Annotated in this window: 24 protein-coding genes; 19 read left to right on the forward strand and 5 right to left on the reverse strand. The window is 70.1% G+C overall.

The genetic code is table 11. From position 1 onward, the window contains the following. Positions 1 to 11 precede the first annotated feature (11 nt). The 14 genes from GA0074694_RS00155 to GA0074694_RS30615 all read left to right on the forward strand — a co-directional run bounded on the left by GA0074694_RS00155 (position 12) and on the right by GA0074694_RS30615 (position 11,100). Positions 12 to 257, forward strand: coding sequence for a helix-turn-helix domain-containing protein (locus GA0074694_RS00155; RefSeq protein ID WP_245714485.1), 246 nt, complete (start codon positions 12 to 14; stop codon positions 255 to 257). A gap of 363 nt (positions 258 to 620) precedes the next feature. Then, positions 621 to 872, forward strand: a complete 252-nt coding sequence (locus GA0074694_RS00160) for a DUF6284 family protein (RefSeq protein ID WP_091450660.1) — start codon at positions 621 to 623, stop codon at positions 870 to 872. Between the two features lie 50 nt (positions 873 to 922). Then, positions 923 to 1,150 carry a hypothetical protein gene (locus GA0074694_RS00165; protein WP_141713933.1) on the forward strand — a complete coding sequence of 76 codons (228 nt, stop codon included), beginning with the start codon at positions 923 to 925 and terminating at the stop codon, positions 1,148 to 1,150. Positions 1,151 to 1,262: 112 nt separating this feature from the next. Beyond that, positions 1,263 to 1,601 (forward strand): hypothetical protein, encoded by a 339-nt coding sequence (locus tag GA0074694_RS00170; RefSeq protein WP_245714486.1) that lies wholly within the window; start codon positions 1,263 to 1,265, stop codon positions 1,599 to 1,601. Continuing rightward, positions 1,601 to 2,476, forward strand: coding sequence for an ABC transporter permease (locus GA0074694_RS00175; protein ID WP_091450665.1), 876 nt, complete (start codon positions 1,601 to 1,603; stop codon positions 2,474 to 2,476). The genes GA0074694_RS00170 and GA0074694_RS00175 overlap by 1 nt, the downstream gene beginning before the upstream one ends. 87 nt (positions 2,477 to 2,563) lie before the next feature. Continuing rightward, on the forward strand, positions 2,564 to 3,028 hold the full coding sequence (locus GA0074694_RS00180; protein WP_091450667.1) for a Pycsar system effector family protein: 465 nt from the start codon (positions 2,564 to 2,566) through the stop codon (positions 3,026 to 3,028). 145 nt (positions 3,029 to 3,173) lie between these two features. Beyond that, complete coding sequence (locus tag GA0074694_RS00185) at positions 3,174 to 3,560, forward strand: hypothetical protein (RefSeq protein ID WP_091450669.1); 387 nt, start codon at positions 3,174 to 3,176, stop codon at positions 3,558 to 3,560. Then, on the forward strand, positions 3,557 to 5,503 hold the full coding sequence (locus tag GA0074694_RS00190) for an FtsK/SpoIIIE domain-containing protein (RefSeq protein ID WP_245714487.1): 1,947 nt from the start codon (positions 3,557 to 3,559) through the stop codon (positions 5,501 to 5,503). The genes GA0074694_RS00185 and GA0074694_RS00190 overlap by 4 nt, the downstream gene beginning before the upstream one ends. A 110-nt stretch (positions 5,504 to 5,613) precedes the next feature. Then, positions 5,614 to 5,880 carry a hypothetical protein gene (locus GA0074694_RS00195; RefSeq protein ID WP_281189965.1) on the forward strand — a complete coding sequence of 89 codons (267 nt, stop codon included), beginning with the start codon at positions 5,614 to 5,616 and terminating at the stop codon, positions 5,878 to 5,880. Continuing rightward, positions 5,880 to 6,032 carry a hypothetical protein gene (locus GA0074694_RS31310; protein WP_176737729.1) on the forward strand — a complete coding sequence of 51 codons (153 nt, stop codon included), beginning with the start codon at positions 5,880 to 5,882 and terminating at the stop codon, positions 6,030 to 6,032. Before GA0074694_RS00195 ends, GA0074694_RS31310 begins: the two co-directional genes overlap by 1 nt. A 17-nt stretch (positions 6,033 to 6,049) precedes the next feature. Next, positions 6,050 to 6,973, forward strand: coding sequence for a bifunctional DNA primase/polymerase (locus tag GA0074694_RS00200; protein WP_091450674.1), 924 nt, complete (start codon positions 6,050 to 6,052; stop codon positions 6,971 to 6,973). Beyond that, entirely contained in the window at positions 6,970 to 8,541 is a 1,572-nt protein-coding gene (locus GA0074694_RS00205; protein ID WP_091450675.1) for a hypothetical protein, read from the forward strand. The genes GA0074694_RS00200 and GA0074694_RS00205 overlap by 4 nt, the downstream gene beginning before the upstream one ends. A 1,073-nt stretch (positions 8,542 to 9,614) precedes the next feature. Then, positions 9,615 to 10,598, forward strand: a complete 984-nt coding sequence (locus GA0074694_RS30610; RefSeq protein ID WP_141713934.1) for a hypothetical protein — start codon at positions 9,615 to 9,617, stop codon at positions 10,596 to 10,598. After that, on the forward strand, positions 10,588 to 11,100 hold the full coding sequence (locus tag GA0074694_RS30615) for a hypothetical protein (protein WP_141713935.1): 513 nt from the start codon (positions 10,588 to 10,590) through the stop codon (positions 11,098 to 11,100). Before GA0074694_RS30610 ends, GA0074694_RS30615 begins: the two co-directional genes overlap by 11 nt. A 1,453-nt stretch (positions 11,101 to 12,553) precedes the next feature. On the opposite strand, the gene GA0074694_RS00215 is transcribed toward GA0074694_RS30615, so the two are convergent. Then, entirely contained in the window at positions 12,554 to 13,069 is a 516-nt protein-coding gene (locus GA0074694_RS00215; protein WP_091450680.1) for a M23 family metallopeptidase, read from the reverse strand. Positions 13,070 to 13,318: 249 nt separating this feature from the next. Continuing rightward, positions 13,319 to 13,873, reverse strand: a complete 555-nt coding sequence (locus GA0074694_RS00220; protein WP_245714488.1) for a YfbM family protein — start codon at positions 13,871 to 13,873, stop codon at positions 13,319 to 13,321. A gap of 17 nt (positions 13,874 to 13,890) precedes the next feature. Here GA0074694_RS00220 and yidD point away from each other — a divergent pair, with 17 nt between their 5' ends. The 5 genes from yidD (at position 13,891) to GA0074694_RS00245 (ending at position 18,230) form a co-directional block, all read left to right on the forward strand. Beyond that, on the forward strand, positions 13,891 to 14,286 hold the full coding sequence (gene yidD, locus GA0074694_RS00225) for a membrane protein insertion efficiency factor YidD (protein ID WP_176737730.1): 396 nt from the start codon (positions 13,891 to 13,893) through the stop codon (positions 14,284 to 14,286). A gap of 96 nt (positions 14,287 to 14,382) precedes the next feature. Further along, positions 14,383 to 15,621: a sensor histidine kinase gene (locus GA0074694_RS00230; RefSeq protein ID WP_091450685.1), complete on the forward strand. Its 1,239-nt coding sequence runs from the start codon at positions 14,383 to 14,385 to the stop codon at positions 15,619 to 15,621. Further along, on the forward strand, positions 15,611 to 16,744 hold the full coding sequence (locus GA0074694_RS00235) for a hypothetical protein (RefSeq protein WP_091450688.1): 1,134 nt from the start codon (positions 15,611 to 15,613) through the stop codon (positions 16,742 to 16,744). The genes GA0074694_RS00230 and GA0074694_RS00235 overlap by 11 nt, the downstream gene beginning before the upstream one ends. Further along, positions 16,714 to 17,424: a response regulator gene (locus GA0074694_RS00240; RefSeq protein WP_091450690.1), complete on the forward strand. Its 711-nt coding sequence runs from the start codon at positions 16,714 to 16,716 to the stop codon at positions 17,422 to 17,424. The genes GA0074694_RS00235 and GA0074694_RS00240 overlap by 31 nt, the downstream gene beginning before the upstream one ends. An 80-nt stretch (positions 17,425 to 17,504) precedes the next feature. Next, the gene (locus tag GA0074694_RS00245; RefSeq protein WP_091458410.1) at positions 17,505 to 18,230 is read left to right on the forward strand and encodes a hypothetical protein; all 726 of its coding nucleotides are present in this window, start codon (positions 17,505 to 17,507) and stop codon (positions 18,228 to 18,230) included. A gap of 52 nt (positions 18,231 to 18,282) precedes the next feature. Here GA0074694_RS00245 and GA0074694_RS00250 read toward each other — a convergent pair whose 3' ends face one another. The 3 genes from GA0074694_RS00250 to GA0074694_RS00260 all read right to left on the reverse strand — a co-directional run bounded on the left by GA0074694_RS00250 (position 18,283) and on the right by GA0074694_RS00260 (position 21,535). After that, positions 18,283 to 19,035, reverse strand: coding sequence for a lysophospholipid acyltransferase family protein (locus tag GA0074694_RS00250; RefSeq protein ID WP_091450692.1), 753 nt, complete (start codon positions 19,033 to 19,035; stop codon positions 18,283 to 18,285). 71 nt (positions 19,036 to 19,106) lie between these two features. Next, on the reverse strand, positions 19,107 to 21,164 hold the full coding sequence (locus GA0074694_RS00255; RefSeq protein ID WP_091450694.1) for an amylo-alpha-1,6-glucosidase: 2,058 nt from the start codon (positions 21,162 to 21,164) through the stop codon (positions 19,107 to 19,109). Continuing rightward, a complete protein-coding gene (locus GA0074694_RS00260) occupies positions 21,164 to 21,535 on the reverse strand; it encodes an SCP2 sterol-binding domain-containing protein (protein ID WP_091450696.1) in 372 nt (123 codons plus the stop codon). The genes GA0074694_RS00255 and GA0074694_RS00260 overlap by 1 nt, the downstream gene beginning before the upstream one ends. Positions 21,536 to 21,539: the final 4 nt, after the last annotated feature.

Genomic DNA, 21,539 nt, shown 5'->3' on the forward strand with positions numbered 1-21,539 from the left:
AGGAGATCAGGTTGAGCACCGTACGCACGATCACCCACCACCAGCGTCCCCGCTTCCACTCGGTGTCGGAGACCGCCACCATCCTCGGCATGTCGGAGGTGACGCTGTACCGAGCGATCCACGCTGGCCAGTTCCCGGCCATCAAGGTCCGTGGCCGGCTGGTCATCCCCGCTCGGGTCCTCGACGACATGGAGGAATCCGCGCTCGCTACCGGCCTGGTCGACGCCGAGGCCTACACGCGACGGAAGGCCAGCTGATCCCTGACCGTCACTGAGCCGCACGCTTGGGACCAGGAGGCGCGGCGGGTACGTCGTTCTGCCGCGCGAGCTTCCGGATGTAGGCGCCACTGAAGGGCGACAGCCGCTCAACCTCGGTCGGCCCAACGCCCTGCCGGAGCGCGGCAACGACAGCCGCGACCACCGCCTCACGCGCCGCTTCGTGGGCCGCTTCGGTACGTCGATAGCGCTTCGTAGCTGCTGAAAGCTCATCCCGAGGGTCAGTCACCCGAACAAGGTTACCGCTACCCACTTGCGCAACCTCGCCGCGTATCGCTACCTTGTTGCGCAACAGGGAATCGCAACTCTGAATCAACCCCTTTCTAGATCGAGAGGACAGCCGACGTGGCTGAACCGCAGAGACACCCCGAAGAGTTCCGCGAGCCGAGCACCACCGACCTCGCTGCGATCGAGCAGGAAATGCCACTGATCGAAGCCGAGGTGATGTTGCTCGACGCTCAGATCACGCTCCTGTTCAGCGACGCCGCACCGAGCGAGGTGGACTGGCAGCGGTTGCGCCGGGCACAGCGCCGGGTGCTCCGTGAGGCACGTGCCCTGCTCGCGGTCCGCAACCTGTCGGTCCGGCAGGTGGCGTGATGGCTGCCCTCCCTCGACTCCCCCAAAACCTGATGGCAGGTGGCATGTCGGTGGCAGTGCGTCTGCCGCTGGAGCCGGGCGCGGTGGCGCACCGGGCCACCCGCAACTTCGCGCCGGTGGAGGGATTCCCGTCCCGTACCCAGCACTTCGTGGTGCCAGCCTGCCGCCCTGATGAGGACCCGTGCGCGGAGTTCACCGCCGGGTGGGCCGACCACTTCGGAGCAGTCGCATGCACCGAGCCGTCCTGCTTCCCCGAGTCGATGGGAGATGCCCCGTGACCGTGCTGTTCCTGCTGCTGATCCTGCTCGGCGGCCCCGCCGTGATGCTCACCCCGTTCGCCATCGGCCACGCCCTGAACAAGCCCGCCCCGAGGATAAAGGAGACCCTGCGATGACCGCCCGCAAGCCCCACCGCGCGGTGATGGCTGAGCTGCTGTTGCTCGCCGCCCCGACCGCTATCCGCGTGCACAGCGACGGCAGTTCCATGGCCTTCACGTTCGCCACGGTTGCGGAACTGCGTGCCTGGCTCGACGCCGCTGGCCTGAACGCCCCGGACCTGCTGGCCGCCGAGCGGGAGCGCACCGACCACGAGGGTCGCCCGGTCCGGTCGATGAACGCCTACCCGACGTGGCACGGCTGGGAGATCTACGCCGACGCCGTCGAGCCCGTCGACGTGTCGCCCCTGGACTCGTCCACGGTGACCGCGCTGACCGGTCTGGCGGTGGCCTGATGACCGCTCCCACGATCAACGGCACCCGTTACCCGCAGCCGGTGGAAGACCTGCTGCCCGCTGCCCGCAAGCTCACCCACGAACTCGGTGGTCTGCCGTCGCGGAATCGGTTGATGAAGCGGTTCCGGATCGGGTCGGAGAAGGCCAACGAACTGCTGACCCTGCTGCGCGAGGAACGCGACCAGCAGGCCCGGTCGGACCGGATGCATGCCGCCCTGGTGGTTCGGGGCAGTCTCGCCGAACGCCCGACGCTGTTCCCGGTCGACCCCACCCCGGACGCCGACACCCCCGAGGCGGACCCGGCCACCGTCGACCGGACCGAGCAGCCCGCACCGGATCGGACCCCCACCCCGGAACTCGTTCCGCCGGTGGTGGCCGTCGCGCCATCCGCGCCGTCCGAGCAGGCCACGCCGGTCGAAAGCCCGGACACGAAGATCGGTCCCGGCCGGTCCCGACGGGCGGTGGTATGGCCCGTGATCCTGCTCGCCCTACCGGCGTTCGTCGCCATCTGGGGTGGCTGGGTCGGACTCGGGAAGTTCACCGGGTTCGGGAAGGTGAACCTGTTGCCCGGTATCGGGTCCGGGTGGGTCATCGACACCGCCATCACCCTCCCCATCGGAGTGGAGACGTACGGGGCGTTCGCGCTCTACGTGTGGCTGTCCGGCCGGGTACCGGTCCGGGCGGCCCGGTTCGCGAAGTGGTCCGCCCTCGGCTCCCTCGGCATCGGCGCGCTCGGCCAGGTCGCCTACCACCTGCTCATCGCCGCCGGGATCACCGCAGCCCCGTGGTGGATCACCACCCTCGTGGCCTGCCTGCCCGTGGCAGTGCTCGGCATGGGCGCCGCGCTCGCGCACCTGATGCACGCCGACCAGTAACTCTGCCCGGCGGCACAGCCCATCGGCCTGGAAACCAGTGCTGTGCCGCCGGCCCTCAACCCACCTCTAGGGAAGGCGAGACCTCTGATGGTGCCAGACACCTCGTTCCTCACCACCGAACTGACCACCGTACGCGCCGAACTCGTCCGCGTGGACGCGAAAGCCTCGACCCTGCTCACCATCGCCGGCACCGCCCTGACCGTCGGCCTGGCCGTGCTCGCCCGCGCCGGCCTGCCCGCCCCTGCCATGACCGTTGGCGCAGTGACCGTCGCGGTGATCGGTGTCGCGGTCGGCCTGCTGGCCTACGCGGTCCGCCCGTCGCTCGGCGGCCGGCACGGCTTGGTCCGCTACGCCACCGCCATGCCGGGTGACCTGATGACCGACGCGGCCATGCCGGCCCTCGAGCTGGCCGCGTACCGGGCGCACGAACTGGTGTGGCTGTCCGCCGCGACCCTCGCCAAGTACCGGCGGGTCCGTACGGCGGTCGACCTGCTCCTTGCCGGGCTGGTCGGCACCGCCGCCACCGCCCTGCTCGCCTTGGTCCTCGGCTGACGTCCGGTCTCCCGGCCGTGCCCACCCGCCCCTGGTGCGCGGGTGGGTGCGGGGGCCGACCGGCCCGCCCACTGCTTGCGCCGGGCGCGGCACTCGCCTCGACAACGATCCGCGCCCGGCCCTCCCCTGAAGGAGAACCATCAGCATGGCAGGCAACCACGACCAGCGTGGCATCTTCACCGGTGCCGACGCCCTCACCGACAACGTCGCTCTCTCGCAGTGGTTCAACGAGACCCGCCGGGTCCTGCACGCCTCCGCCTTGGAACTCGGGGTGACCGCGTCCGAGTTGGATGCCCGACTGCGGGCGGTGTCCGGCGGGGTGGTCATCGGCGGTTTGACCGCGCGGGCACGGGCGCGGCAGGTCGCCAAGCCCATCACCCACGCCTCCGACGCCCTGGTGGTCGCGTCGCAGTACATCGTGACCGCGTCGACCCGCTTCGAGGCCGTCTACCTCCCCGAGTTGGAAGCGGTCGGCCACCGGCCCCGGAAGTCTGACTTCCGGTTCACCAACGGCGGGGGTGGTGGTCGATGAAGCGGCCCCGCTCGGCACGCATGCCCCGCAACGGCGGACTCTCCCCGATGTCCTACACCGCCGACCTTCGTACGGCTGCCCTGCCGTACCTCGTCTGCCCCGCCGGGTGCGTCCTCGCGTGGCCGGCCGCCGCTGCTTCCCACCACTGGTGGGGTAGCAACCCGTGGGCCGCCGCCGGCATCACCGCCGCTGGCGGTGGGCTGACCGCGCTCACGTGGGCCGCTGGCCGTGCCCGTGGCGTGATCCGTCAGCGGGTGGCGACGCTGCTGACCGCGTCCGGGTCGGCGTGGGCGTTGGGCGCCACAATCGGTGCACCGTGGGAACGGCCGTGGCTGGACCTGTGGGCCGGCGGCACCGTCGTCGCCTCGGTGGCGGTCGGGGTAATGCGGCTGATGGCGAAGGCCAACCCCGACGAGCAGACCACCCGCACCACCGCCGGTGGCCTGGCCGAGGCGGTCGCCGCCTTGAAGGACGCCCGGATCGGGCGGCCGAAGGTCGACGGCGCGAAGGTCAAGGCGTCGATCACCATGCCCCACGGCGAAACCCTGTCCGACGTCGAAGGGTCGCGTGACTCGATCGCGTCCGCCCTCGACGTCGCGCCGTCTGCGGTCCGGGTGCACCGCGACCCCGACTCCGTCCGCACCGGGCGGATCGAGGTGGTGCCAGTCGACCAGCTCCGCGACACCATCCCCTGGGCCGGACCCTCCGCACCCGGCCGGTCGGTCGGAGACGCCCCGCTGCGGTTCGGCATCGCCGAAGACGGCGAGCAGGTCGCGCTGTGGCTCACCGGCCGGCCCGGTGTCCGCCCGGCCACCCACGTCCGCGCGACCGGCATGACCGGCTCCGGCAAGACCGAATGGGCCCTGGTCGTGATGACCGACTACCTCACCCGCGCCGACGGGGCGCTGGTGGTAGTCGACACCGTCAAGCGCGACCAGACCGTCAAGCCCGTCAAGGACGGACTTGCGCTGCTCATCACCGAGGATGAGCACGCGGAAGCGTTCTTCGACGTCCTCGCGGAGAAGGTCATCCCCGCCCGCACCGAAGCCCTCGGAAAAGAGGACCTCACCGAGTGGATGCCGGGCTGCTCGCTGTCGCACCTGATGGTGTGGGTGGAGGAGTCGGCAGCGTGGTCCGGTCACCCGGCGCTGGTGCAGGTGGCGGAACGGGCACGGTCGGCGGGGATCTCGCTGGTGTTGTCCCAGCAGCGGTGGACGCACGACCGGGCACCGACGTCACTGCGCAGCCAGTTCGCCACGAACGTGTGTTTCGGCATCGACAGCCGCGACGACCCGACCCTGGCCCTGTCCGGCGAAACCGTTGACGCCGGAGCGTCGCCAGAAACGTGGGGTAGCAGCAAGCCCGGATACCTGTACATCGAGTCGCCCGGCATCCCCACCGGCCGGTGGGCGATTCCCTGCCGGTCGGAACTCGCCCAGCGTGGCGACCTGGCCGCCGCCGTGGTCGGGTGGGCCGCCGTCCGACAACCGCTCGACCCTGTCACCGCGCGTGCGCTCGCTCCCGTCATGCCCACCGACACCGTCAAGCCGTCCCCCGGCCCCCGTTCGGCCGCTGGTGGCGATGAGGACCAGGAGGTGCCCGCCATGGCCACCCGCCCCGGCGTCAACCCCAACGACCCGCCCGACGACGTCGACCCGTCGAAGGAACTCGACACCACCCCGACCCCGCGCCGGTTCTCCCTCGCCCTGCCCAAGCAGACCAGCCCCGAAGAGGCCCGCACCATCCTGCGCGACCACATCACCGCGCTCGCCGGACAGGGGCACACGGAGGTACGACCGGCTGACCTGGGTGACGTGCTCGCAGCGACCGGCTACGGCGCGGCCTGGCTCACCAAGGCCCTCAAGGAACTCACCGTCGGTGACCATCCACTGCTGATGGCCGTCAACCGCAACGGCCGATACCGCATCCTCCGCACCGCCTGATCACCGGCAGCGCCGGCCGTGTAATCGGCGTGAATTCCACGCTGATTACACGGCCCCTGACCTAGACAAACCCGCCGTGAAGTTCACGTGTAATTCACGGCCGCCCGACCCTGCCCTCAACCGGGAGTCGATCAATGAACCTGGCCGCCGTCGCCCTCATCGCGCTCGCCCTCGGCATCATCGTCGGCATCACCCTCGGTATACCGCTGGGCCGTCGCGTCGAACGGGTCGCGTGGCACGCCGACGCCGCCCTGGCCCGCGCCCGCGTCACCGGATGGCTCATCCGCGACCTCGCCGGACTCGCTGCCACTGCTGCCCTCGTGATCGCCGTCGCGGCGTTCGTCGTGTGGGCGCTGCTCGGCCGGCGAGGCGCGTGATGGCCGGCAAGGACACCGACTGGCACCGGCATTACGAGCTGCTCGCCGTCACCTCCGTCCGCCGGCCCACCCGACAACCCTCACCCGGCCCGGTGGCGGGCGGCACCCTGCTCGGCCTCGCTGCCCCTCACGCCAACCGCCGAACCGCCTGACTTTGAAGGGAGTCACCATGACTAACCTGCTCGCCGCCGCGCTCGCTCACGCTGCACGCGGATGGCACGTCTTCCCGCTGCGCCCCGACGACAAGCGACCCGCATTCCCCGACCACGCCGCCGACCGATGCGCCGGCCTTGACCCGCGCTGCCACGCTGCCGGCCGGCACCTCGGTTGGGAAGACCGTGCCACCACCGACCCGAACCGCATCCGACGGGCGTGGACGGCACGCCCGTACGGGATCGGGATAGCCTGCGGTCCGTCGGCGCTGGTGGTGGTCGATCTGGACGTGCCCAAGCCGGGCCAGAACCCACCGGCCGGCCGTGACCGGAGCGTCAGCGGCGTTGACGCGTTCGCCGCCCTCTGTCACCGCCTTGGCCACCCCATCGAACCCACGTACACCGTGACCACCGGACGGGGCGGCACTCACCTCTACTACCGCCACCCCGCCACCGGCCCGACGCTGCGGAACACCGCCGGGGCGCTCGGGTGGCTGATTGACACCCGTGCCCATGGCGGCTACATCGTCGCCGCCGGCAGCACCGCCCACGGCCGTCCCTACTCTGTCGCCCTCGACGTCGACCCCACGCCGCTGCCTGACTGGCTCGGCCGGCTGATCGCACCGGCCCCGCCGCCGACCCGCCAAGCGGTGACGGTCGCCCTCGACGTCGACCGGCGTGGCCGGTACGTCGCTGCCGCGATTCACCGGCAGGTGGCGCACCTGACCGCCGCGCCGGAAGGGCGCCGCAATCATGCCCTGTTCGCGTCCGCCGTCGCTCTCGGGCAGCTCGCCGCCGGGGGCGCGCTCACCGACGCCGACGTCACTGCGGTTCTCGAACCCGCCGCCCTGTCCATCGGGCTACGGCCGGGTGAGATCGCCCGCACGATCGCGTCCGGCCTGCGCGTCGGCGCGCGCCAGCCTCGGGTGGTGGCCGCATGAGCATGCCCCGATTGCAGGTTGGTTCAGGGCCGGAAACCATTCGGGTTCTCAAGGCCGCGCTGGTCGACGGGGTGCTACCCGACACGTACGTGTCGGCCGGGTCGCTGGTGCACATGGAAGCGGTCTCCGGTGGTCTCACCACCGGCCCCGATGACGATTCCCCGCTGCCCGTGGCCGCCAGCCCTGTCACCCCGGCCGGGCTCGCCGGCCTGCTCGCCGAGCATGCCTACGTGTACCGGCTCAAGACCCGCAAGGGCGACGGCGGCAATCCCGAGGTGTTCGAGGAGGAGGTGACTCCGCCGAGGGAGATCCTGTCGTCTGTGCTCGCGGCAAAAACGTGGCCGAACGTGCCGCCGCTGCGCGGGATCATCGGTGCCCCCGTGCTGCGCCGCGACGGCACCCTATTGCAGCGGCCCGGATACGACCCGACCACCGGCCTCTACCTCGCGTCCAAGGTCGCCCTGCCACCGGTGCCGGATGAGCCCACCGCCGAGCAGGTACAGGAAGCGCGCACGTTCCTGCTCGGCCGATTCCTGCGCGACTTCCCCTGGGCCAGCGCCGCCGACCGAGCCAACTACGTGGCCCTGCTGGCGACACCGATCCTGCGACACTTCACCCGCTCGTTGACGCCGTTCGCGCTCATCGACGCCACCATGCCCTCGTCCGGGAAGACCATCCTGACCGCCGGTCCCGGCATGCTCTACGGGCAGCGGATCATGCCGTGGGCGTACTCCGACGAAGAACTACGCAAGTCCATCACCGCGGTTCTCGCCGAACAGGTCGGGGTGGTCATCTGGGACAACCTCGCCGAGGGCACCGTCATCGACTCCGCCGTACTCGCCCAGCTCGTCACCACCGGCGTGTGGTCCGACCGACAGCTTGGGGCTTCGCGGAACATCGCCACCGTCAACGACCGGCTGTGGATGGCCACCGGCAACAACCTTCAGGTTGGTGGCGACATGGCCTCCCGGACAGTGCGGGTACACCTCGACCCGAACATGCCCCGGCCCGAGCTACGGGACCAGTCCGGGTTCGGCATCCCGCATCTCGACCAGTGGATCACCGACCCGGCGAACCAACTCACGGTCCTGTGGCACCTCCTGGTCCTCGTCCTCGACTGGACCCGCAACAAGGCACCACGGGTGACCGGCGTGTCGATGCGGCAGTTCACCCCATGGGCGCAAGCCCTCGGCGGATTCCTCGCCCACCACGGCATCGACGGATTCCTCACCAACGCCGCCGACGTCCGCGAGATCGACGAAGACGAAACGCGCTGGCGCGCGTTCCTCACCACCTGGCACGACCGCCACGGCGGCCGTGCGATGACCGCCGCCGAACTCCGCAAGGACGCTGAGCCGATGCATCTCGGCAGCGATGTCCACGACCCGTGGGACGGGCAGTTCATCACCACCCACGCCGGACGCCTCCCCAACCCGCTCCAACTCGGCAGGCTCCTCACGGGGCAGGCCGGACGGTGGCGCGGCAACCACGTCATCCGGGCCGGCAAGCACGAGCGCGGAAACCGGGCCGTGTTCTGGGTCGAGAAGCACGACGCCCAAACCCGCTGAACCATCTCGGCATGTCGGCAACTCGGCGGAACCTGCCAGCCAGCAGGGCAAACAGTCTGCCGAGATCAGACCCGTCGACTAGCATCGATCTCGGCAACTCGGCAGGCCGGTTGCCGAGATGAGAGCCGGTTGCCGAGATGGACCAGTGAACCCTAAACGATCTCGGCACACGTTTCCGCAGCTCACCGGCACCTATGCCGAGATGCCGAGATGCCGAGATGGTTCAGCCCTCCCAACAACAACCAAAGACCACCGCCGCCAACCAGAGCAGCAGTCAAGAGCACGACCCCTCGCTTGTAAGCTCTGCACGCTCCGTCCGGGCGCGTCCGCCTACGTCTCCGACCTCGGGCGCTGATCTCTAGCCCCGTCTGTCGCCGGCCACTGATGTCCCGCCCTGTTGCTGCGACAGCAACAGGGCTGACTGCTTCGGTGTGAACGCGGATGAATCCTGCCGCTGACTGCTGTCGGACGCTGATCTGTGGTGTTGAGCAAGGCGACTGCGCTGCTCCGGGTCGTCACCTGTCGGCCGTTGTTGTTGCTTTCGCTACCTCTGGCTGCTTCGCCTCGCCAGCTTGAGGCCAGGGTCGACCTGCGGAGCCCTCTCTCTCCCAGCGATGTCCCACCCATCTGCCAGCATTGATGTGCCTTACGACTTGGAGGGACCACATGGCTTCCACGAAACGGCAACGCCAACGCGAGCGGAGAGCCCTCGGGCACGCGAAGCAAGCTAGTGAGCCGACTGAGGGCGCCGTGCCGCCAAAGCCTGCGAACTGGCCGTGCGAACGGTGTGGCGAAGGCTGCCGGACGGACAAACCCGTCTACGGGTGGGTGTGCGCCAACTGCGCCTATGAGCTTGACCGATACCTCATGGTTCACATGGGTATGACCGGAGGCGCAGCAATTGAGGTGTATGAGAGCGCCAAGCGACGTGGGGAACTTCCTCCGCCCGGCCCTCGTGGTCTGGGTGTCAACGTCCGCAAGCCCTAGTCATACAAGCGACAAGTCATATCGCAGACAGTGTCCGGTTGGATACCCTAGACAGTCGTCCAACGTTCCCTGACGCGAGGATCTCGATGAGTAGGCATGCCTTTGCCGCCTATGGTCTGCACGTATCGCCGCGCTACCGCCCGAATGAACGACTGTCGCTCGACGACATCGGCGGCACAAAGGCTAGCCTCTTGTCACTCGTTCACGGCCTTCTACAGGACCTCAAAAATGAGCCGCTCCGGGAAGAGAAATCCGAAGACTACCTTTATATTGATGAAGTCGACCCCCTAGGTGCCCGGATACACTTCAACGCCGAGTACGGGAAGTTCGGTCTCGAAGGAGGAATTCGGCACACTCGCAGCCATCAAACTACTCACACATATGGAACCGACGAATCCGCCACTGTCCCTATTCGTAATATGATTCTTTGCCCATCCCGGTCGAAGACCGCAGTGTTCTTGACGGAGCGCTACGGCAACCGTGGAGTAGGCAGCATTTTCCTTAGGCAGCTACAGGCCGCATTCAGGGCGAAATTCTCCGACCTCATCCTTCACTCGGAGAGCTTTATCGACAATGAACAGTGGCGCATCTTCCGCGAAAGAGCTAAACTTACTAGCGTAAAAGTCGTTCGCTATAAGATCTCACACGACCCTGCCGATGGGATTGATCCCGAAGTTATTGGCAAGATCGTCTACGAGGCGAAGCCTCGATGGGGGATCGAGGGTCTCGGAAATAAGATTAAGAATGGCCTGCTGGGCGGCGAGCTTAAGGCACATCAGCTTCTTGGCCTGTCCGACGTACAAGATACCGACGAGACGCGCCTGACGCTCAGTGACGGCGACCAGGAACGTCAGGTAGTGCTAGGCAGGGAAGACTTGCCGGCGCTCGTGTATGCAGTTGATCACGATGGCAAGGAACGCGCAAAGGATTCTGTAGTCTATAACGAGATGCATAGCATTATCCCGGTCCTGACGAAGCAGTTGGGACTTGAGCTCCCCGGGGACTGGGACTCCACTGAATGGCAAAAGGCTCAGCTTACAGTGAAGATGGGAGCCGTCCGTGAGCGCTAAGTGGTCGGTAACACCAATCATCAAGAAACAGCTGAGCACGCTCGTCGACCAGAATGATCCGAAGCAGCGGCCAAGATTAGGAGACTATCTCGGCCTTTTTGGAGTTCCACTGGCTCTTGCTACTGCCGCATTCTTTACGGAATTTCGCCTCCGTGGCGTAGAGGGGCTACTAGCAGGTGTTGCCATCTTCACGGCGCTCCTATTCGGACTACTGGTTCACGTCTTTACACTCGGACTCCGGATCACCGATGATCCCCGAATTTCGAAGAGCGGAAAGACAGCGCAACTAGTGGACCAGCTTCAAGGTAACGTCGCTTACGCCGTCCTGGTGGGGCTCTTTACCACCACGGTACTTATTGTAGGAGTAAGCACGACTCTGAAGGATCATGCTCTGGGTGTACCAATCAGCACGGTCACCGTGTTCAGCATCTGTCACCTTCTCTTGATTATGCTAATGGCCCTTAAGCGCACTCAAGCTGCATACGAACAGTTTCGTCTCTAAACCGAGTAAAATGCTGCGCAGTGCCGTCGCCTTATCAATCTGGTCTTGAGGGTGACGGGCAGATACGCGCATGGCAGGCCAGCGACGAGGCCGGGATGGGGATGCGGCGCGAGCATCACGGGCAGGCCCCGCCTGCCGGCAACGCCGGCCGAGGGTTCGCAAAGGCTCCAGGGTCAAGGGCGGCGCGCCAGAGCCGTCGCGCAGCGATGCGAAGCACCCTTGAGGTTGGAGGGGCGGCCCCGCATCCTCCGCGCCGCATCCTCACCACGGCCGATCGTCTGGGGCGGCCCCCGGGCTTCCCGATCTCCGCGCCAGCCGCCGGGCGTCAGGCGAGACGGCCGCAGAGCGACAGCGGCAGCGGCTGGCGCGCCCTGGTGGCGGCGCGTGCGGCCCGTCAAGGGCCGCCTTGAGGAGGTCCAGGAGTTCGAACCACGTCGGCGACCCTCGGGCGGGGGATTTACAGCGGGTCACCACACCACGAGGCACCCTCGACCCCTCCTCCTGACCGGTCATGGAGCTATTCGTGGTGCGAAATGCCGACCATCGGAGAAACCAGAGACAACCGGAGCAAGAGTTTGTGCAGCTAGGGAAGCCACTGAAGCCAGGGATCAGAACGTGAATGCCACTTCTAATCCCAAGGCCGCAGGTTCGAATCCTGCCAGGCGCGCTGGACTTTCTCCCAGCCGTACGGCTCGCGTGGAGCCACCGAGCGCGCCACCACCGGCCGCCGGAAGGTTCGGGACGACCTCGCCGCGACACCCAGCCCGGCCGCCCGCTCCACGGCGACCGGGATCGCCATTCGACGGCCCTTATCACACCGGGCGAAAAACGGAAATCAAATACTCCCGCACCGGCACGGCGGGCCGCGCGAGCCTCCGTTCGCGGTGACTCTCACATTTCGCTTCGGGCTGCGGACATCACCGCCGGTTCATGTTCTTCCCGACAACGCGACCCCTGCCGCCCGATCGATTCACGGACGGCGGCGTCCGGGACCGGGCTCGCCCGCCGGTCGGGTCGGTAGCGGTCCCGCCACACCCAGTCGCGCACGGCCGCCGCCCGGAACGGCCGTGCGCGTGACGCCCGCTGGCCGTGGGCCACGACGGCACCACCTGCGGTCAGAGCCGGGTCTACAAGAAGCCCGCCGGGGTCAGGGGCTACGACTGCTCGGGCCTGAACTACAGGATGTTCCAGCACGCGGGGGTGTACGTCCCCTGGACGACGGGTACGGCGACGGCGTGGCGTCGGTCCTCGAGGCGATCCCCAGGTGGCAGAACCCGGACGGCGCACCTGGAGGGGTGTGGTGATCAGCAGCGCCACGGACTACCTGAACAGCTCCGAGTACACCGCCCACCGCGTCCCGGGGATCCGAACCGGACCACCGGCGTCCCACGAGCGCCAGGAGCCCCGCAGTCACCGACTGCGGGGCTCTGTCGTGCGGCAGGATCAGGCTGGTTCAGCAGCCGGCGGTCCGGGTGTAGCTCGACGTCCCCCAGTAGTACGCCAGGTTGCCGCTGAACCGCACCATGATGTCGCCGCCGTTCAGCCGCTGCTCGTAGTGCAGGTGCGAGCCGCTGGAGTTACCGCTGTTGCCCACGTAGCCGATCGTGGTGCCGTAGTCGACGCTCTGGCCGACCGAGACGTTGAAGCCGCTCAGGTGGGCATAGTAGGTGGTGTACCCGCCCCCGTGGTTGATCCGCACGTACCGGCCGTAGCTGGTGTCACCGAGGTTGGTGACGATGTCGACGGTGCCCGGGGCGCTGGCCTTGACCGGCATGCCGTGGTCGTCGGCCCGGTTGAAGTCGATCGCGTACGCCGGGCTGTGCCCGGTCCGGGTCTCACCGGACCACGTCTGATGGCACGGGAACGGCACCCGGAACGAGGGAGCCGCCGCTGCCGGCGACGCCGGGGCCAGGAAGGTGACAGCCAGCATCATGGCGGCGCTGAGGACACTTGCCAGACGGATCCGCATGCGAGACCTTCATCATCAAACTTGTCGATGTTTCGATGGATCATCGCAGAGCGGTCCAGTCCCGAAAAGGCCCACTCGCCACGCGGCGTCGTCGTGCCGGGGACCCGTGGTGACCCGACGACGGGGATTCTGCTGTTCCACCACGCCCTCGGGCAGACGCCCGGCTTCCTGGAACTCGCCGACCGGTGGCGGGCCGCCGGGGCGGACGCGACCGCCGACGCCGGACACCGCCGCGCGCCGGGCCGCCGGTCAGACGACGGCGAGCAGGACGGCCTCCCCGGCCCCGGCCGCCGCGAGATAGAAGGACCGCAGTTCGTCGACGTACGGCGCCAGGTAGGTGTCGAACTCCTCCTCGTCGTCGTCCCAGATGTCGGGGTAGATGTCGGCCGCGCCGAGTGCGGCGGAGTCGTACCGCGAGCGGAGGGTCCCGACGGTGACCGGTTCGAGCCCGGCGGCGACCGCGCGGACCTGCGCCGGGCCGAGCAGTCGGGCCGAACCGTAGCCGACGTCGGAGCCGATCGGGTCGCCGCCGAGGATCGCCTCGCCGGCCCCGGTGGTGGTCTCCCAGGCCGCGCCGGCGAGCAGGTAGTGGATCGCATGCCACGCCTTGTCCAGGTCGAGGTCCGGCGCGTTCCCGCCGTGGATCAGGTCGGCGGTGCGGGAGTGGTCGGTGAGGAGGCGCTGCTGTTCGGCGGCGTCGAGTCGGCGACCGACGAAGATCATGCCCATGGCCGGCAGTATGCCCCGCACCTCCGACAGGCGCCGCACCAGCCGGGACGGGCGATGCCGACCGGTGGCGGGCATACGCCATCATGATCCGCATGATCAAGCTCAAGGGCCACGGCCACGGCCACGGGCGTAAGCGCAAGAGCAGGTTCCTCGACAGCTGCGAGGGCTGCGACGGCTGCGACAGCTGCGAGGGCCCGGACTGCTGCAACTTCGGCCTCTTCTCGTTCATGTTGACGCTCGGCGCGACGACGGCCTCGGCGGTGCGCGCACCGGTCGTGGACCGGGCGGGCCGGGCAGCGATCCTCGGTTACCGCCGCTGGCTGTCGCACCGCTGGCCCGGCCAGTGCCGTTACACGCCCACGTGCAGCGCTTACGGCCTCACCGCGGTCGAGCGCCACGGCCTCGCGGTGGGCGGTCGGATGGCCGCCGACCGGCTACGCCGCTGCCGGCCGGGCGTGCCCCGGGGCACCCACGACCCGGTCCGCTGACCCGAGGTCACGCCCGGCGCACCGACCGGTCAACCGTGGTACTCTCCGGCGTTCCCCAGCTGCTGAGGGACCACCGCCGGAAGGACGCCTCCCCCGATGCCGGCCGTCGCCGCCCCGCCCTCGCCGGTGGTCGCACCGGACCGTCCCGCCACCGGCCCGCCCCCGGTGGCGGCGCGTCCGGCCGGCGGCGCCCTGAACCGGGTCTTCACCACCCTGCCGATCATGCTCCGGCTGACCTGTGGCCTCGCCGGTGCGGTCACCGCCCTGGCGGTCCGCACCCCGCCGGTCCAACCGGTGCCGCTGGTCGTCGCGGTCGTCGTCCTCACCGGCTGGTCACTCTGGTTCACCCGGTCGGGGATCCGGTCCGGGCTCACCCCCGGCTTGATCGGGACGGACGTGGCGTTGACCGTGGTCACCTGCCTGCTCCTGCCGTACCTGGTCGCCACCGAGGTGCTTCCCGGTGAGGTGAGCTGGGTGGCGATCCTGGCCAGCACCACCGTGATCGTCGCCCAGCTCGCGTCGCGGCCCCGCTGGGCGGTCCCCGCCGGGCTGCTGGTCGCCGGCGCGTACGCCCTCGGGGCCCACCGCGCCGGCAACGACGCGGAGGCCGTAGCGCACGCGACCACCCTCGTGGTGCAGACCGCTTCGGCCAGCGCGCTCGCCGTGGTGCTGCGCCGTAGCAGTCGCCGGGCGGACGCGGCGTTCACCGAACGGCAGCGCGTGCTGCGGGAGGCGGTGATCGCCCGGACCGCCTGGGAGGCCGAGCGGCGACAGAACCGGGACCTGCACGACACGGTGCTCTCCACGCTGACCATGGTGGGTCTGGGTGCGGTCCGCTCCGGTTCCCCGCTGCTGCGCGAGCGGGCCGCCGCCGACCTGCGTACCCTCGCCGCCGCCGTCACCCCGGCGGAGCGCGAGGCGGGCCCTCCGTCCGCTCCGGGCGACGCGACCCGGACGGCGCTGGACGGGTGGCTGTGCGGGGCGACCGCCCGGGTCCCGGAGCTGCCGGTGGCCGTGGATCTCGCGCCGGACGTCACGGTCCCGGTGCCGGTGGCCGTCGCGTTCGCCGAGAGCACCGCCGCGGCCCTGGCCAACGTGCTTCGGCACGCGCCGGGCGCGGCGGTACGGCTGCGACTGGCCGGGGTCGCCGGCACCGTCGTGGTCGAGGTGGTCGACGACGGCCCGGGCTTCGACCCGGGGCGGGTCCCGACCCACCGGTACGGGCTGCGCGAGTCGATCCACGGCCGGATGACGGCGGTGGGTGGACGGGCGACGGTCGACGCGGCCCCCGGACGGGGCACCCGGATCCGGCTGGAGTGGTCGGATGCGGGCTGAACCGTCGACCACCGGCGCACCGCCGCCGGCCGTCGGGGCGGTGGCCAGCGCCTCCGACCGGGGTGCCCGGATCGCGGCGGTGGTGATCGCGTACGGCTGGCACCTGCTGGTCAGCCTCCCCGCCATCGGACTGAACTGGTCGGAGCTGCGGTGGCCGTGGGTGGTCGGTGGCGGCTGGCTGGCGGTGGCGCTGGCCGGGGCCGTCGCCGCGTGGCGGTTGCTGCGCGACGCGCCGCTGCCGGCGGGGCCGCTGGTGGTCGGGTTGCTGGTGGTCGACGCGGCGGTCTTCCCGGCCAGCGGCGAGCGGTTCCTGTTCCTCTCGGCGAACTGGGGGTGGGGCACGGTCGGCTGGTTCGCCGTGCTCATTCTCTGGGGACGGCCGCTGCGGCAGCTGGTCGCCACCATCACCGCCGGGGCGGTGATCGCGCTGGTCGCGGTCCTCGCGCGGGGTGCGGACGCCGCCGACCTGAGCCGCTACGCGATGTACGTCTACGGCGTGGCGGTGCTGCCGCTGGCGCTCGCCGTCGGCGCGGCGACCCTCACCACGCTCGCCGCCGAACGCGCCCACGCCGCCTCCGCCGGGGCCGCCGTGACCGCCCAGCGGATCGCCGCCACGCACGGCCAGCGGGAGCGGCGGGACCGGCTGGCCCTGGTCGACGCCACGGCGGGTGGGATCCTCGCCGACCTCGCCGCCGGTCGGGCCGACCCGGTTGACCCGGCGGTACAGCGGCGGTGCGCCCTCGCCGCGGCCCGGCTGCGCCGGCTGATCGCCGAGTCCGACGACGTTCCCGACCCGCTGCTGCACGAGCTGCGGGCCAGCGCTGACCTGGCGGAACGGCGGGGCGTCGTGGTGGACCTGGCTGTCGTGGGGTCACCGCCACCGTTGCCGGTGGAGGTGCGCCGCCGCCTGGTCGAACCGCTCGCCGCCGGCCTGGCCGGCGCGCGGGACCGCGCCCGGCTCACCGTCGTGGCCGGACCGGACCACGTGGAGATCAGCCTGATCGCGCCCGAGCAGGGCATCCTGGAGGACGTGACGTCCGGCTGGACGGACGACACGGTCGGGTACGAACACGTTCGCGACGGGGAGGTCGGATGGACGCGGACCCGGTGGCGGGGCCGGTGAGCGGCCCGGTACGCGTGGCGATCGTCGACGACCACCCGGTGGTGGTCGAGGGGATCCGGTCGTGGCTCGCCGTCGAGCCACGACTGACGGTGGTGGCCACCGGCGACGATCCCGACGTCGTGCTGCGCGACGTCCCGGACGCCGACGTGGTCCTGCTGGACCTGCGGCTGCACGGCCGGATGGCGGTGGACGCCGTGGCCGGGCTGAGCGCTGCGGGACGGCGGGTGGTGGTCTACTCCGAGCACACCGACCCGGAGACGATGCTCGCCGTGCTGGACGCCGGGGCGGTGGCGTTCCTCGCCAAGCACGAGGGACGGGAGCACTGCGTCGCCACGCTGCTGGCGGCGGCGGACGACCGGGTGTACGTGCCGCCGTCGCTGGCCGGCGCGATGGTGGGCGACGCCCGACCGGACCGGCCGGCCCTGTCCGACAAGGAACGGGAGGCGCTGCTGCTCTGGTTCCAGTCGATGTCGAAGGCGTCGGTGGCCCGCCGGATGCGGATCAGCGAGCACACCGTCAAGCAGTACGTCGACCGCGCCCGGATCAAGTACACCCGGGCCGGGCGACCGGCCGCGACGAAGTCCGCACTACTCGCCCGAGCGATCGAGGACGGCCTGATCCGTCCGGAGGAGATCGGCGACTATCAGTCGTACGCGTCGTCCGACCGGCCGACCCCCTAACGGGTGTCATGACACCGGACCGCCCGGCCGGGACGCTCGACGGCAGACCGCCCGCACGCCGTGTCCGCCGGGAGGCCATGATGACATCCGACGACGACGGAACCCCGTTCTTCATCGCACCGCACCGGTTCGACGCTTCCGGCGCACCCGACCAGCCGGTGCTGGACCGGCACCACGAGCCGGTGCCCGAGCCCGGTGAGCGGGTGCTCGCGCGGCACCGGCTGACCCTCGCGGGTCACCTGCTCGGTCCGGCCGTCGACCGGCGGCAGTGGCTGCTCACCCCGACCGCCTCGGTGACCGTCACCGACCGGCGGATCGTGCACGTCTGCGCCGACCTGCCCCCGACCCCGGTCGGCACCGGCCCCCGGCACCGGCGCTGGCTCCCGGCGGCCCGCCCGGCCAGCGGGCAGATCCGCTGGCAGTGGCCGTCCCGGTTGGAGCTGCGGCCGACCGCTCCGGACGGCACCGCCGACCTGCTGGTCGTCTGCGACGCGCTGCGGACCATCGCGCAGCCCGCCCTCGCCCTCGGCGGCCCGGCCCGGGAGGTCGCCGCGCTGGCCCGGCTGGTCCGGCGGACGGTAGCCGCGTTCCGGCTGGCCAACCCGACGGTCGTGGAGTTGTCAGCGGCCGAGCGGGACGTCCTGCTGCGCCGGGCCGGCACCGGCTCGGTGGTACGCGGCGTTCCGGTCACCCTGCCCGGGTCGCTGCCGGTGGAGTTCCTCAGCCGGGAGGACTACTACCACCCTCGGTCACGGTCCGGACCGGCCGGACGCCCGGCGGCGGGCCACCCCGGCCCGGCCTGCTGATCCGAGCCTCTCCACAGCGGAGCGACGCCGGCTGGCGGTCCCCTGCCCGTGCTCAGGCGGTGGTGGCTCCAGCGAGGCGGGCGGCCTCCAGGGCGGCGGCCTCCTCCAGGGTCGGGGCGGTACCGCCCAGGTGCTTCGGCAGCCACCAGGCGTCGTCCGGGCCGGACGGCTTGTCGGGGTACTCCCGCTGCGCCCGGTCGACCAGAGCGATGAGTCGAGCCTTCAGATCGGCGTTCATCTTCCCGGCGTACGCGTAGTCGGCCGGGTCGAGCGGCTCGCCGATCAGGATGGTGATCGGCACGTGCCGGCGGGTGAGCGTACGCGGGCGGCCCTTGGTCCAGAGCCGCTGGCCGCCCCAGACCGCGACCGGCAGGACGGGCACCCCGGCGTCCTTGGCCATCCGGACGGTGCCGCTCTTCAGGCTCTTCACGGTGAACGAACGGCTGATCGTCGCCTCCGGGAAGACGCCGACCACCTCGCCGCGCCGCAACGCGTCGACCGCCTGGTTGTACGAGTCCACCCCGGCCTCCCGGTTCACCGAGATGTGCCGCATACCCCGCATCAGCGGGCCGGAGACCTTGTGCGTGAAGACCGACTCCTTGGCCATGAAGCGGACCAGCCGCTTCGACTCCTGCGCGCCGAGCCCGCAGAAGATGAAGTCGAGGTAGCTGACGTGGTTGGCGGCCATCACCGCTCCGCCGGTACGCGGCACGTGGTGCCCACCCTCCAGGGTGATGCGCAGGTCGAGGACCCGGAACATCGTCTTGGCGGCGGCGATCACGGGCGGGTACACGAGTTCCGGCATGCCGGCGAGATTACCCTGCCGGCCGCGTCCCGAAGCCTGACCGGACGGCAACGCACCCGGGCCGGTCCCGCTCAGTCCGGGTGGTGTTCCATCTTCAGGCGGCCCCGGGCGAAGGCGTCCACCCGGCCCCAGCGACCGGGAATGTCCAGCACCTCGATGCGGCCCACACCGACCGGCAGCCGGGGGTCGACCGCGAGGTGCCCCTCGTGCGGCTCGATGCCGAGCATGGTCCGGATCAGCAGCAGCGGAGCCCCGGTCGACCAGGCCTGCGGGGAGCAGGCGGTCGGATACTCCACCGGGAACTTCGTCAGGTCACGGTGGTAGCCGCCGAAGGCCTCCGGCAGCCGCCCGTCGAAGTAGCCGGAGGCGGCGATGATGCCGTCCGCGATCTGGGCCGCTTCCTCGGCGAAGCCGTACCGGCGCAGGCCCCAGGCGATGAACGAGTTGTCGAACGGCCAGATCGTGCCGTTGTGGTAGCCGATCGGGTTGTACCGGACCTCCCCCTCGGCGAGGGTGCGTACGCCCCAACCGGAGAAGAGCCGGGGGCCGACCAGGTGCTCCGCCACCTTCGCGGCACGGTCGGTGTCCACGATGCCGCTCCACAGCAGGTGCCCGATGTTGGAGCTGAGGGTGTCGACCTGCCGCCCCTCGGCGTCCAGGCCGATGGCGTAGTACTCGCCGTCCTCGACCCACCATTCGCGGTTGAAGCGTTCCTTCAGGTCGGCGGCCTCCCGTTCGAGCTGGTCGGCGTAGGCCGGATCGCCCCAGAACTCCCGCGCCAGCCGGGCGGCCCGCACCTTCGCGTCGTACGCGTACCCCTGCACCTCGCAGGTCGCCCGGGGGAAGCCGGGCAGCCGGCCGTCCCGGTAGGAGATGGAGTCCCAGGAGTCCTTCCAGCACTGGTTCTCCAGGCCGGTGTCGGTGTTACGGCGTTCGTACCAGATGTAGCCGTTGCCGACCAGGTCGGCGTGGTCGTCGATCCAGCGCAACGCGGCGCGGCTCTCCCGTTCCAGTTCCCGGACCAGCGCGGCGTCCCCGGTCCACCGCTCGTACTCGTCGAGGAGCACCACGAACAGCGGTGTGGCGTCCACCGAACCGTAGTAGGGCGAGTGCGGCTGTTCCTCGAACGCGGCGGACTCGCCGTACCGCATCTCGTGCAGGATCCGGCCCGGGTCCTCCTCCCGGAAGTCGTCGAACCGGCTGCCCTGGAGCGTGGCCAGGACCCGCAGCGTGGTCCGGGACAGCTCGGGGGCGAACGGCAACGCCTGGAGACAGGTCAGGATGCTGTCCCGGCCGAACATGGTCATGAACCAGGGCAGGCCGGCGGCGGGGATGGCCCCGGCCACGGAGAGCGGCCCGAACCGCAGCGCCGCCAGGTCGACCAGGCTCCGCTGGTACGTACGGCCCAGCGTCTCCCACTCGCAGTTCACCTTCGGTGCCCGGGCAATCCACTCCCGCAGGTCCTGCTGGAGCGCGAGCTGCCCGGTGCCGTGCACCCGCACGCCCATCGGCACGTGCCGGCCACCCGGGCCGACGATGGGTGTGTGCACCTCGATCCGCGTGCTCCACCGCTCGTTCGGTTCGAGCCGCACCGAGTACGCGAAGCCCCGGGCGTCGAAGCGGGCCGCCGCGGAGGACGTGATCACCGTCTCCCGGTTGAACCGCCCCCGGCGGTAGCCCAGCCGGAGCCGATCCGGCTCCACGTTCGTGTAGAACTCGCCCTTCTTGTTCAGGATCTCGTCCTTGACCTCGAAGAGGTCGGCGAAGTCCGCCGCCGCGTCGATCCGGATCTCCAGCTCCACCGGTTGCTCGTCGTGGTTGAGGATCGTCAGGTCCTCGCGGAAGCTCCCGCCGACGGCCCGTTCCCGGATGACCGACAGCTTCGCGTCGGTGTAGTGGGTGGCCGCCCCGGGCACCAGGAAGAAGCGCGCCTCGTAGTACTGGAGGTCGTCGTAGGAGAGCGGGTTGAGACGTTCCCCGTTGACGGTCAGCACCCAGGTGGAGAGGAAACGCGTGTCGTTGGCGAACAGTCCGGTGGGCTCGGTCGGCGTCGCCTCGATGTCACCGGTGTCCTCGCAGACCACGAAGGTGTTCCCGTCGAGGATGCGGACCATGTTGTTCTGTGCCATCAGGACGCCTCCTTCGCCACGACCCGCTGCGGCCCCCGGGAGTCCGGCGGGCCGGGGAAGATCCGCTCCACCGGCACCATCAGACGGGGGTCGCCGGAGACGGTGACGTCGCCGCGCAACACCGCCGCGATCCCGTGTTCCCGACCGGCGGTGAGGTCCTCGAAGAGGACCGGGTCGGTCCCGATGACCGTGTCCGCCTCCCGGTCCTCCTGGTGCACCCGCAACCGTCCCCGGTCGATGGTCAGCAGCCAGTGCGTCGTCTGCGCCCCTTCGTGCAGGTCGAAGCGGACCGTCCCGGACGTCTTCTCCAGCAACGGCTCGAATCCCCGCCCGTTGAGTTCCTCGAAGAACCGCGTGATCGCGTCCGCCATCCGG

The sequence above is a fragment of the Micromonospora inyonensis genome (assembly GCF_900091415.1).
GTDB lineage: Bacteria > Actinomycetota > Actinomycetes > Mycobacteriales > Micromonosporaceae > Micromonospora > Micromonospora inyonensis.

Excerpts from the sequence above, each read along its gene's own strand:
- GA0074694_RS00260 (WP_091450696.1), bottom strand. The coding sequence starts at position 21,535 with ATGGCGGACGCGATCACGCGGTTCTTCGAGGAACTCAACGGGCGGGGA.
- GA0074694_RS00200 (WP_091450674.1), top strand. The coding sequence starts at position 6,050 with ATGACTAACCTGCTCGCCGCCGCGCTCGCTCACGCTGCACGCGGATGG.
- GA0074694_RS00235 (WP_091450688.1), top strand. The coding sequence starts at position 15,611 with ATGCGGGCTGAACCGTCGACCACCGGCGCACCGCCGCCGGCCGTCGGG.
- GA0074694_RS00205 (WP_091450675.1), top strand. The coding sequence starts at position 6,970 with ATGAGCATGCCCCGATTGCAGGTTGGTTCAGGGCCGGAAACCATTCGG.
- GA0074694_RS00180 (WP_091450667.1), top strand. The coding sequence starts at position 2,564 with ATGGTGCCAGACACCTCGTTCCTCACCACCGAACTGACCACCGTACGC.
- GA0074694_RS00245 (WP_091458410.1), top strand. The coding sequence starts at position 17,505 with ATGACATCCGACGACGACGGAACCCCGTTCTTCATCGCACCGCACCGG.
- GA0074694_RS00250 (WP_091450692.1), bottom strand. The coding sequence starts at position 19,035 with ATGCCGGAACTCGTGTACCCGCCCGTGATCGCCGCCGCCAAGACGATG.
- GA0074694_RS00220 (WP_245714488.1), bottom strand. The coding sequence starts at position 13,873 with ATGCCCGCCACCGGTCGGCATCGCCCGTCCCGGCTGGTGCGGCGCCTG.
- GA0074694_RS00255 (WP_091450694.1), bottom strand. The coding sequence starts at position 21,164 with ATGGCACAGAACAACATGGTCCGCATCCTCGACGGGAACACCTTCGTG.
- GA0074694_RS00175 (WP_091450665.1), top strand. The coding sequence starts at position 1,601 with ATGACCGCTCCCACGATCAACGGCACCCGTTACCCGCAGCCGGTGGAA.
- GA0074694_RS31310 (WP_176737729.1), top strand. The coding sequence starts at position 5,880 with ATGGCCGGCAAGGACACCGACTGGCACCGGCATTACGAGCTGCTCGCC.
- GA0074694_RS00230 (WP_091450685.1), top strand. The coding sequence starts at position 14,383 with ATGCCGGCCGTCGCCGCCCCGCCCTCGCCGGTGGTCGCACCGGACCGT.
- GA0074694_RS00215 (WP_091450680.1), bottom strand. The coding sequence starts at position 13,069 with ATGCGGATCCGTCTGGCAAGTGTCCTCAGCGCCGCCATGATGCTGGCT.
- yidD (WP_176737730.1), top strand. The coding sequence starts at position 13,891 with ATGATCAAGCTCAAGGGCCACGGCCACGGCCACGGGCGTAAGCGCAAG.
- GA0074694_RS00240 (WP_091450690.1), top strand. The coding sequence starts at position 16,714 with ATGGACGCGGACCCGGTGGCGGGGCCGGTGAGCGGCCCGGTACGCGTG.
- GA0074694_RS00190 (WP_245714487.1), top strand. The coding sequence starts at position 3,557 with ATGAAGCGGCCCCGCTCGGCACGCATGCCCCGCAACGGCGGACTCTCC.
- GA0074694_RS00185 (WP_091450669.1), top strand. The coding sequence starts at position 3,174 with ATGGCAGGCAACCACGACCAGCGTGGCATCTTCACCGGTGCCGACGCC.
- GA0074694_RS00170 (WP_245714486.1), top strand. The coding sequence starts at position 1,263 with ATGACCGCCCGCAAGCCCCACCGCGCGGTGATGGCTGAGCTGCTGTTG.
- GA0074694_RS30610 (WP_141713934.1), top strand. The coding sequence starts at position 9,615 with ATGAGTAGGCATGCCTTTGCCGCCTATGGTCTGCACGTATCGCCGCGC.